Source organism: Aurantibacter aestuarii, from assembly GCF_003008425.1.
GTDB lineage: Bacteria > Bacteroidota > Bacteroidia > Flavobacteriales > Flavobacteriaceae > Aurantibacter > Aurantibacter aestuarii.
Genome location: NZ_PXOQ01000014.1, coordinates 1 through 9,140 on the forward strand (window position 1 = coordinate 1; position 9,140 = coordinate 9,140).

General features: G+C 31.9%; 12 protein-coding genes. All 12 read right to left on the reverse strand.

The features are described from left to right. Positions 1 to 75: 75 nt before the first annotated feature. Positions 76 to 408 carry a hypothetical protein gene (locus C7H52_RS11155; protein ID WP_146130016.1) on the reverse strand — a complete coding sequence of 111 codons (333 nt, stop codon included), beginning with the start codon at positions 406 to 408 and terminating at the stop codon, positions 76 to 78. 352 nt (positions 409 to 760) lie between these two features. Continuing rightward, complete coding sequence (locus tag C7H52_RS11160) at positions 761 to 1,297, reverse strand: hypothetical protein (RefSeq protein ID WP_106463990.1); 537 nt, start codon at positions 1,295 to 1,297, stop codon at positions 761 to 763. A 179-nt stretch (positions 1,298 to 1,476) separates the two neighbouring features. Continuing rightward, positions 1,477 to 2,322 carry a hypothetical protein gene (locus C7H52_RS11165; RefSeq protein WP_106463991.1) on the reverse strand — a complete coding sequence of 282 codons (846 nt, stop codon included), beginning with the start codon at positions 2,320 to 2,322 and terminating at the stop codon, positions 1,477 to 1,479. 154 nt (positions 2,323 to 2,476) lie between these two features. Then, the gene (locus C7H52_RS13480; protein WP_181256239.1) at positions 2,477 to 3,376 is read right to left on the reverse strand and encodes an alpha/beta fold hydrolase; all 900 of its coding nucleotides are present in this window, start codon (positions 3,374 to 3,376) and stop codon (positions 2,477 to 2,479) included. A gap of 144 nt (positions 3,377 to 3,520) precedes the next feature. After that, a complete protein-coding gene (locus tag C7H52_RS11175; RefSeq protein WP_106463993.1) occupies positions 3,521 to 3,961 on the reverse strand; it encodes a hypothetical protein in 441 nt (146 codons plus the stop codon). 164 nt (positions 3,962 to 4,125) lie between these two features. Next, complete coding sequence (locus tag C7H52_RS11185) at positions 4,126 to 4,824, reverse strand: DNA alkylation repair protein (RefSeq protein WP_106463995.1); 699 nt, start codon at positions 4,822 to 4,824, stop codon at positions 4,126 to 4,128. A gap of 170 nt (positions 4,825 to 4,994) precedes the next feature. Next, positions 4,995 to 5,759, reverse strand: coding sequence for a hypothetical protein (locus tag C7H52_RS11190; protein WP_106463996.1), 765 nt, complete (start codon positions 5,757 to 5,759; stop codon positions 4,995 to 4,997). Between the two features lie 225 nt (positions 5,760 to 5,984). Next, positions 5,985 to 6,197 (reverse strand): hypothetical protein, encoded by a 213-nt coding sequence (locus C7H52_RS11195; protein WP_106463997.1) that lies wholly within the window; start codon positions 6,195 to 6,197, stop codon positions 5,985 to 5,987. Positions 6,198 to 6,214: 17 nt separating this feature from the next. After that, a complete protein-coding gene (locus C7H52_RS11200) occupies positions 6,215 to 6,664 on the reverse strand; it encodes a hypothetical protein (RefSeq protein ID WP_106463998.1) in 450 nt (149 codons plus the stop codon). 162 nt (positions 6,665 to 6,826) lie between these two features. Further along, a complete protein-coding gene (locus tag C7H52_RS11210) occupies positions 6,827 to 7,423 on the reverse strand; it encodes a hypothetical protein (RefSeq protein WP_146130051.1) in 597 nt (198 codons plus the stop codon). Between the two features lie 523 nt (positions 7,424 to 7,946). Beyond that, positions 7,947 to 8,462: a hypothetical protein gene (locus C7H52_RS11215; protein ID WP_106464000.1), complete on the reverse strand. Its 516-nt coding sequence runs from the start codon at positions 8,460 to 8,462 to the stop codon at positions 7,947 to 7,949. A 171-nt stretch (positions 8,463 to 8,633) separates the two neighbouring features. Further along, a complete protein-coding gene (locus C7H52_RS11220; RefSeq protein WP_181256235.1) occupies positions 8,634 to 9,098 on the reverse strand; it encodes a DUF1877 family protein in 465 nt (154 codons plus the stop codon). Positions 9,099 to 9,140: the final 42 nt, after the last annotated feature.

Genomic DNA, 9,140 nt, shown 5'->3' on the forward strand with positions numbered 1-9,140 from the left:
GATAGCAAATTTGCGAGGACTTTCCGAGAGGAAAGTCAGAAGCAATGAACTATAGCCGTTGTTGTGCGTAGTATTTTATTTTTCAAAGTTGTCAGTTTTTAAATCCGCTCTCATTTCTTTAATGATTACAGTTTCTAATTCGTTAAATGGATTATCAGTTTTAAATTTATTTCCTGCCTCAAAGAATTTCAAAGTCATTTCAGTTCGCATTTCTTTAGGAATTCCGCTCACTTTTGATAAGGAATAATATTGATAAGAATTGTCAAAAATAAATTGAAATTCCGCGCGTATTTTTTTTAGCTTGTCAAGCATATTTTCAGAAAGGAATGGTTGATTTTTTAGGTAAAAGTTTATAAATTCCTCAATTTCTTTGATAAAATCAGCACCCATTTTTTCGTCTCCAGTCAAATGATAGCGATTAATCAGAAGTTTTATTCGGTAAGACTTGTCCAGAATTTCTCGATAGATGTCTATTTTTTCCCTAAAAATTCCGCTGTAAGTTATTTTGTATTGTTCAATTTAACGGTCAACACGTTTTTTTATCCATAAGTAAAAAATTATGTTTCCGAGAATGGTGAGAATTGCTGGAAGTATTAATTTAATCATATCTATTTTTTCACAATCCATTCAGTTTTTCATATTACGCACAACGTTGTTGTATATGGAAAGTTGCGAGTTTGTGTGCGAGGATTTTCCGAAGGAAAATCAGAAGCTAGCAAACAAAGCAACTAACATTGGTTAAGCTAAAACTAGCAATTTTTTATATACTGTGTTGTGCACGGGCTTTTTTTATTTTTAATTGATATTTAATTCCGCATATTATTCCAATAATTCCACCAACATAGCTAAATGTATGCATTGTTCCAGCTGTCAAAAAACTTTGTCGGTCAAACAAGTCAGTTGGGATATTCCAGTCAATATTTAATTTGGGGATTATAAAAAATCCAACTAAAACTCCGATTAAACCCAATAAAATAGCAAAAATAAAAATCCGAAACATAGCGCCAATAATGCTTTTTCTCATTGTTTTTATAGTGCTTTGTGTAAGTCCGATTAATCCATTTACAATTCCGAAAATCAGTCCGAACCACCAAGTTGATAAACCACCAACTAACGAGACTTTTAACCTTTCATCTCCATAACCATTTTCCCATAAACCAAATTGTTCAAATTTAAAAACGGTGAAATATTCTTCAGATATCGAATAAGAAATCTGGTTATGAATTATTCCATAAATGGAAGCTAAAATTATAGAGAGAACTATTGTTAATATTAGAAGACCTATTTTAATATTCATTCAGTTTTTTAGCTTGTGCACAACGGTCTCGGCTATGAGTAGTTGCGTGGTTTAGCATTTAACTTTGCAAGTACACACCAAGTTGGAAATTCCGCAGGAATTTCCAAAGTAGGCGAGAACAAGCAATTACTTATAGCCATTGTTGTGCATAGTTTTTAATCATTTCACTATTGTCTTAATCAAAATTTTTCTTCAATAAATTTTATAATCTTTATTTTCAATCTTTGTCTAAATGAAAGTTTATGGGCATCCCAATCTGGAAAGCCATTTTCTAATAATCTGCTCACGGATAATGCAAGTAAATCATACATTCTTTTTCCACCAATAATCACTTTCTTATCTCTACTTTTTATTGGTTTTTTAGGAACTATTCCTGTGTGTATTGCTTTAGAGGTCTGGTCATAGAATCTTTTAAATCCAGAAATTAATTCGGATTCGTTGAATTCGGTTAATAGAATTGGTGCCCTTTCAGAGACAGTATTTCTTATTTTATTATATGGTGAGCCAAAAATATTCTCCATTGCTACTCTGATAAAAATGGCGTGGTCAATTGACGTGTCTATTTTAGTTCGGTCTTTAGACTTATTTAGAAATCTAAGAGATACACGAAGTTTATTTTTATTTTTAGGTTCAAACGCATTGAGTCTAGTTAGTTGATGATTGGCTAATTCCAATATTTCTGAGTCAATTTTAGTTCTAATTCCTAGACTTCGCATTCTCGGAATATTAGAGACAGCATAACTGGAAGCTGCTGAAATATATAAAGCTTCAAAATCTCTTAGATGAATTGAGATAATATCTAATATGTCTCTTGCTTCATCAATTATATCTGGATTGATGTTTTCTTTATGAAGTTCTTTGAATAAAATATAATAGTCCGTATGTTTTGTGAATGTCTCTAATAATTTGGCTGTTTTTTCATCTTCTATTTTACTAAAGTGGCAAAGCATAAAACCATTACAAAAAGTATAAGTAAAGTTCTCTTCGAGTTCTAGCCCTTCAACAAAAATTATAAATCTTTCCAAATCGATAGTTTAAATTATGCACAACGGTCTCGGCTATGAGTAGTTGCGTGGTTTAGCACTTAACTTTGCAAGTACGCACCAAACTGAAAATCCGCAAGGATTTTCAGAAGTAGGCGAGAACAAGCAATTACTTATAGCCAATGTTGTGCATAGTTTAATTTTTTTCCAATTCTTTGTTGTTAATAGATTCCTTAATGTTCCAATCAAGGTATTTGGACACTACATTCAATTTTTCTTCATTATTAGTCAACGTTTTGGTGTAGCCCTTAACAATTGCACTAATCACAAGATTTGGATTGTCTTTGAAAATATAATGTCCGCTTCCTTTAGCTACAATTCCTTCGCGATTAATTTCAGTATTAACAAATTCCTCATGTGTTTCGATGAGTAATTTCCATTCCTCGTCTGTATGATGTCTTTGAATTGGCGACCAAATATCAATTACAGGTATATTAGATGGGAATTCAATTGTTCTCATTTGCCTTACAGTATTGGCATAATTCCTAACCAAATAATAAATGCCAAGAGTCTCATCTGTTTTAGGTGGCACATTTTCACTTTCAATTTTTTTAAGAATTTCATCAGTGTACCACCCTACGAGATTAGAGTCTATGCGAATATTATATTTCACTTTTCCTGGATTTCTCGCAGAAAACAGAGTTGCATAAAAACCACCGTAAGAATGTGAAACTATAATTATATCATTGCCATAACCTAACTTATTCAAGGCTAACTCAAGTTCTTCAATTCCTTGAATAATGTCATGACCTTCATCTGTTTGAATTGCTGGATTTATCTCACTTTTTCCAAAACCAGCTCTGTCATATGTGATAAGCGTCGTTCCAGTTATATTATGTATGGGTTTAAGTAAATCGTTCCATACCGTTCCATCATCACCAGCGCCTGATTCAAAAAGTATAGGAATGCCTTCACCTTTGATTATATTAAAATGAAGATTATACCCTCCAATATTAACTAAAGTATCTTGTTCTATTGATTGTGCAATAAGAGAATGAAAACCGAATAATAAAATAAGTATGAGTAATTTTTTCATTAGTATTTCAAATTATGCACAACGTGTTTGTGTATGATTTCGTTGCGTATTTCAGCAACTAAATTAGCAAATATAAACCGAATAGAAAATCCGCGAGGATTTTCGTAAGTAGGCTAGTACTAGCAATGAATTATACACGCTGTTCTACGCAGTTTTTATTTCTTCTGTCAACGTGTTCAAATATTCAACCATTTCATTCAGATTTTTCATTTCAGATTCAGAACGTCTATTAGTCCAATAAAAGTGATGACTTCCAATTTCAGATTGAATTTTCGGATTATAAACTTTTTGTGTTCTAAAATTCTTAATCAGACGAGTATTTATTATAATATTAATCAGGCGTTTTTGTTTTCTAGGTTTCCCTAATACACGTATTGATTCGTGTGCCATTCCTCCAAATTCAGGCATACAGTATACTTTCGCTCCAGGTCGAAATTGTTTACTCCCTTTTTTTATAATTTTTTCTTCTCCCCATAAATGCTCGTCTATTATATTTCCGACTATACAGAATTCAAATTCCCGATTGTCAAAATCAATTTCCTTTTTTGGATAAATCCAACTCGATATTTTTTCTATTAATTTCAATTTTTGATGGTTTGGTCAAATTGCGTAGAACGGTCTCGGCTATGAGTAGTTGCGTGATTTAGCGCTTAACTTTACAAGTACACACCAAGCTGAAAATCCGCGAGGATTTTCAGAAGTAGGCGAGAACAAGCAATTACTTATAGCCATTGTTGTACGCTGGCTTTTCATTTTCCTTTGTTCAAATATTTCTGTCTTGTTGGTTCGTCAAATTTTTCAATTGCATATCTCAAAGTTACTCTCGGCATAGTTTTAGCGTGCTTGTCCAAAAACGATTTCAGCTTCTTTTGGTCTTTTTTTCCTGCTTCTCTTATCCAACTTCCAACCGCTTTATTAATCAATTCGTGTTCATCGTCAACTAAAATCTCTGCAATTTTAAAAGTGTCGTCTATCTGCCCTTTTTTGATAAAGGCATAAGTTGAAACAATAGCAGTTCTGCGTTCCCAAGGATTTTTAGATTTAGCTAATTCGTACAATTTGTTTTTAGGTTTGTCAACCAAATATTCCCCAATAATATTATATGCTCCTCTGTCAACAAAATCCCAATTATTCAATCGGTCGTGTCGATTAAGATAAAGTTCATATAATTCTTTTCTACGTTCTTCACTCGTTGATTTCTTTTTTGCTTGAAAGTCCATAATGCTGACAGCTCCCATTCGGATTTCGTAATATTTGCTATCGAGAAGATTATTTATTTCGGTTAAGGGTAAATCGGTGAATTCTTTGGCCAACTTAAAAACTGTTCCGAATTTCACTCCTATAGCATCAGTTTCATTATCGTCTTCTTTGAAAAATTTCAGTACGTCCTTTTTCGAGCGTTCGCCACTTTTTTCAGTTAGTTTTTTAATAAAATCTTCAGCTTTCATTTGAGTTCAGAATTTTTCTTTCAGCTTGCGTACAACGTTTTTATATATGATTTGTTGCGTGTTTCAAGCACTGAATTTAGTAAATAAAAACCGAATAGAAAATCCGCGAGGATTTTCGTAAGTAGGCTAGAACTAGCAATAAATTATATATGTTGTTGGCAAATCGTTTTTTATTTTATTAATTCAGAAAGTTCTAATGGACTGATTTTTTTAAAATTAAATTCATTGTTTAAAATTTCAGTATTTTTTTGACTTAATACAGAGTTTGAACCAGCTTTTTTAGCGTTATCATTCGTGCAGAAATAATCTCCATTAAGAGCAATGTGAACTGCTACAGAATCGCCATCTGCCCATTCTGCAACTGCTGATGCAATTTGATGGTTTTCAGAATCAGGTGCTTTACCTACACCAATAAACCAACTGTGTGGGTAATATTTTTCTCCAATCTTTGTAATATCATACAGGCCAGCTTTTAATTCCTCAATTCGACCAGAAACTTGAGCCATTTTTTCAAAATCAGAGTTTTCTAAATTAATTTTCTTTCCTTCAAGGTCTGGGTTTGTTGCTGTTCCTATTCGTGGAATGTTTACTACTTTAAAGCCAATATTTAAAGCGTCATTTAAGTGCTCATTCAGAAACTCGTTATTTCCTGGGTGAAGTTCAGGATTTGGGGCAATTGAACTTGAAATATTCACAATATCGTCTTTTTCAGAAATATTATATGTTTTCTTTGGCGTGTATTTTTTAAAAAAATCTTTTCTTTCTACTCGTTTAATAGCCTCTAAAGTAAAGATTGTTTCACTTAAGTAAGCTTCTATTTTTCCCGATTTAATAGACTGATTAATTTTAAAATAGATTTCCGTTAAAGGGTCTTTTGGGAAGTTTTGAGGTGTTGCTATTTTTCTCCAAGTATTAGAGTCAAAAGTTATTTTCATTTAGTCTTGCTTTAAATGTTTGCCAACGGTCTTGTGTATGGCTCGTTGCGTGTAAATTAGCGATTATTTTTCGGTTGAGCCACAAGCCAGATTTTTAAATTTTACTATTTATCTTTTTTGTTGGAAATCGTCAAATTTAAAAATTTGGCGACTTTCCAAATATGCCTTAACTTTGGTTTAATCAACTGATTAGCAATGAGCTATACACGTTGTTGTAAACAGTTTTTATTCCATCAATTTATTTTTAAGAATAACATTTAGAGTATCAACTAATAGTTTAACTTGGTCTTTTTCTAAATAGAAACCTCCTGTATCAATTTTTGGGTCGATAAAGTCAAAGTGTAAAATATCTCCATCAGTTCTAATTTGAAATTTTCGAGTTTGAGCTGATTCTTCATTTGGGTAAATTACACCGATATTGCCTAATTCTGTTTTCATATCTATTTAGTTTTATATTACCAGAATTTCCACCAAGGTTTCGATTCCGCTTTTTTATTAATTGATTCTAATATTCCGTTTTCATTTGGAAACAAAATATTTCCATCTCCACTCGCGTCATAAAATCCGACTTTATGTTTTTTTGCCAATTCCAACATTTTTGGATATGCTCTTTCAGCCATCGACCATCTAAATGCTGAGTAAATTACATCTTTTCCAACGCTATAATCGGTTATTTCTTCATCGTCAATTCGGTCATCAAGGTCAGCAGGTGAGTGAGGTCCATTCATTGCAGGAAATTCAGCTATCATTTCCATAAACCAATTCCTCAATTCAATCGAAGTAATTTTTGGGTCGTCATAAGAGTGATTTTCTTCCCATTCAGTTTGTTGGTCATACCATTCCAAAAATTCAGGCTCAGATTTCGGCGCTTTTTGAGGATTAAAAACCATTAAATCATAGCTCATAGTTTCTGGATTTCTTAAATTGTTTACAACGGTTTGGCTATGGTTTCGTTGCGTGAAAATCCGCGAGGATTTTCCGCCGCAAACCGAAGATAGCAAATTTGCGAGGACTTTCCGAGAGGAAAGTCAGAAGCAATGAACTATAGCCGGTGTTGTATGCAGTTTTTATTCTTCTTTTAGATATTCTTGATTAGTTTTCACAATTATTTGATATTTTAATAAACCAATCATTCCGACTAAATCATCTTTTTTAATAAATTCAGATTCCTGTTTTTTTATAAAATCATTCACTTCATCAATTTCAGATTCCATTATTTCCTTTAAGATTTTATATTTTTTTACATAAATATCTCTTTCGGATTGCATTATTAATTTTGATTCTCTTCCTCCCTTAAAATCGCCTAATATGCTTAAGCTATCATTGTATAATTCTGTAACACAATTATCTATTGATTCTTCTAATTCTATCTCTTTAAAAAAGTCTGGATAAATTCTTTTAAGTCTATTTTCAAGACCTGAAATATTAGAAACTGCTTTGGTATAAGAGACAGCGTCTTTATTATGTATAAATTGATTCCTAATATTCATAAAGGACTCAAGTTTTAATTTTTCATCCTTTGTAATTGACTTATTATCAAGAAGTAAGTTTACTTTCTGATTAAAACTCAATGCAGATGAAGAATTTCCTAATGACTTCGATTCTTTTATTTTGTCATATTCAATATCAATATCCAGAAGAAAAGCTAGTGAAAAACTAGCCATTAATTCCAAGGTTAATGAGTATTCAAGTACTTTAAGTCGTTTTTTTGAGCTGTCCGTCAAATTATAGATTTAGTTTGTTCAAATTGCATACAACGTTTATGTATAAGATTATTGGCGTTGTTAAGCACTAATTTAGTAAACAAATACTTGCCAGTGGAAAATTCCGCAGGAATTTTCCAAGTAGGCTAGAACCAGCCATTAATTTTATACTTTGTTGTAAAACGTTTTTATCACAGGAATAATTTCCATATTTCCAAAACCAAAAGTAATATTGACAATATAGATAGACTTAAGGTTAAGATTATTGTCTTCAAGTTCTCCTTTTTAAAAATTGAAATGATTGATAATATGAAAGAAGTTATTCCAATAAAAACGTAATTGAGTTGCATTAGATGTTTAATTCCATATAATGCTTGTGTCTTTCCGGTTGCGGTTTGGTATCCGACAAATAAATCATATTGGAAGTAAATAGCAATAGAAATTCCAATTAGACTTATAATTAAGGATATTTTAGAAATGAGCATCATTGTCCAGTGTTTTTGTTCAGTAACTCTTTTTCATAACTCGTCCGAAATCCGATATAAGTAATTTCTTCAATTTTGATTTTTTCATTCCCAATCCATTCCGCATCTTCATTCAGTAATTTTAATTCCACTTTATTTTCCGATAGGTTTTTAATCCGACCTACAAAATATGAATCGTCATCAGATTCTTTAAATAGCGCAATCAATTTTTCGTTTTTCAATTCCGATAAACATTCGAACATATTGTTCATTTTTCCGAGTGGCAATTTTCCGATATATTCAGCATAATTGTTATTTTCTATTTCACTTAATTCTTCTTCGTTCCATTCTCGATATTTGTAAATTTCGTAATTTCTGATAATTGCATAACCATCAAATTCTTTAGTTTCGTCATTGAAGCAAATGAAAATAAAGATTTTGTCATTTGATTTTAAACAAATTCCAGAATACAATTCGTCACGATTTGGCTGTAAATCGACGTGAATTGGAATTCTATTTTTGATTGCATCCTGCATTTTCTTGACTTGGTCAAATGTTTTACAACGGTCTCGTATAACCGTCAGTTACGGGTTTATATGCGTTAATTTTCGGTTTAGAACTGACCTTAGCAATTCCGAGTGGATTCGGACGTAGTCGAATCCGCCGTAATTGCGGTTATACATTGTTGTACGCAGTTTTTTATTCATTCAATTATAATTTATTGCAATTCCGTTATTCAATTCCGATGCTTTTTTAAATCCAGATTTATATAATTTCAGATGCCAATTATTAATGTAGTCCCAATTGACTTCATATTTGGCGTGATAAACGTGATTTTCAATTAGCTTTTCTTGGTCATAGGTATTTTTCAAATCCTCAATTCCAATTAATTCCAATTCTTTGTTAATCAGCTTAACGTCGTCTGATTTTATAAATCGCTCATTTAATTTCGCTAAAATCTTATTCGGCGAGTTGTCACATTGCTGAATTAAAAATCGTGTAATTCCCCAACCCTTATCCATAGAAAATACCGTGTCGTTTTGCTTGTGATATTCTGAATCAACCCAAGCAAATTTTTCATCAAGATATTCTTCCGCATCGTCAATTTTGAGTTTTTTTAATTCCTCAATTTCAAAGTCAGGTAATCTGTATAATTCGCAAACAATTCCCAAGTTCAGTTAGTTTTTTTATTAGTAGCGCAAATTGCGTACAAC

Excerpts from the sequence above, each read along its gene's own strand:
- C7H52_RS11160 (WP_106463990.1), bottom strand. The coding sequence starts at position 1,297 with ATGAATATTAAAATAGGTCTTCTAATATTAACAATAGTTCTCTCTATA.
- C7H52_RS13480 (WP_181256239.1), bottom strand. The coding sequence starts at position 3,376 with ATGAAAAAATTACTCATACTTATTTTATTATTCGGTTTTCATTCTCTT.
- C7H52_RS11185 (WP_106463995.1), bottom strand. The coding sequence starts at position 4,824 with ATGAAAGCTGAAGATTTTATTAAAAAACTAACTGAAAAAAGTGGCGAA.
- C7H52_RS11190 (WP_106463996.1), bottom strand. The coding sequence starts at position 5,759 with ATGAAAATAACTTTTGACTCTAATACTTGGAGAAAAATAGCAACACCT.
- C7H52_RS11195 (WP_106463997.1), bottom strand. The coding sequence starts at position 6,197 with ATGAAAACAGAATTAGGCAATATCGGTGTAATTTACCCAAATGAAGAA.
- C7H52_RS11200 (WP_106463998.1), bottom strand. The coding sequence starts at position 6,664 with ATGAGCTATGATTTAATGGTTTTTAATCCTCAAAAAGCGCCGAAATCT.
- C7H52_RS11210 (WP_146130051.1), bottom strand. The coding sequence starts at position 7,423 with ATGGCTAGTTTTTCACTAGCTTTTCTTCTGGATATTGATATTGAATAT.
- C7H52_RS11215 (WP_106464000.1), bottom strand. The coding sequence starts at position 8,462 with ATGCAGGATGCAATCAAAAATAGAATTCCAATTCACGTCGATTTACAG.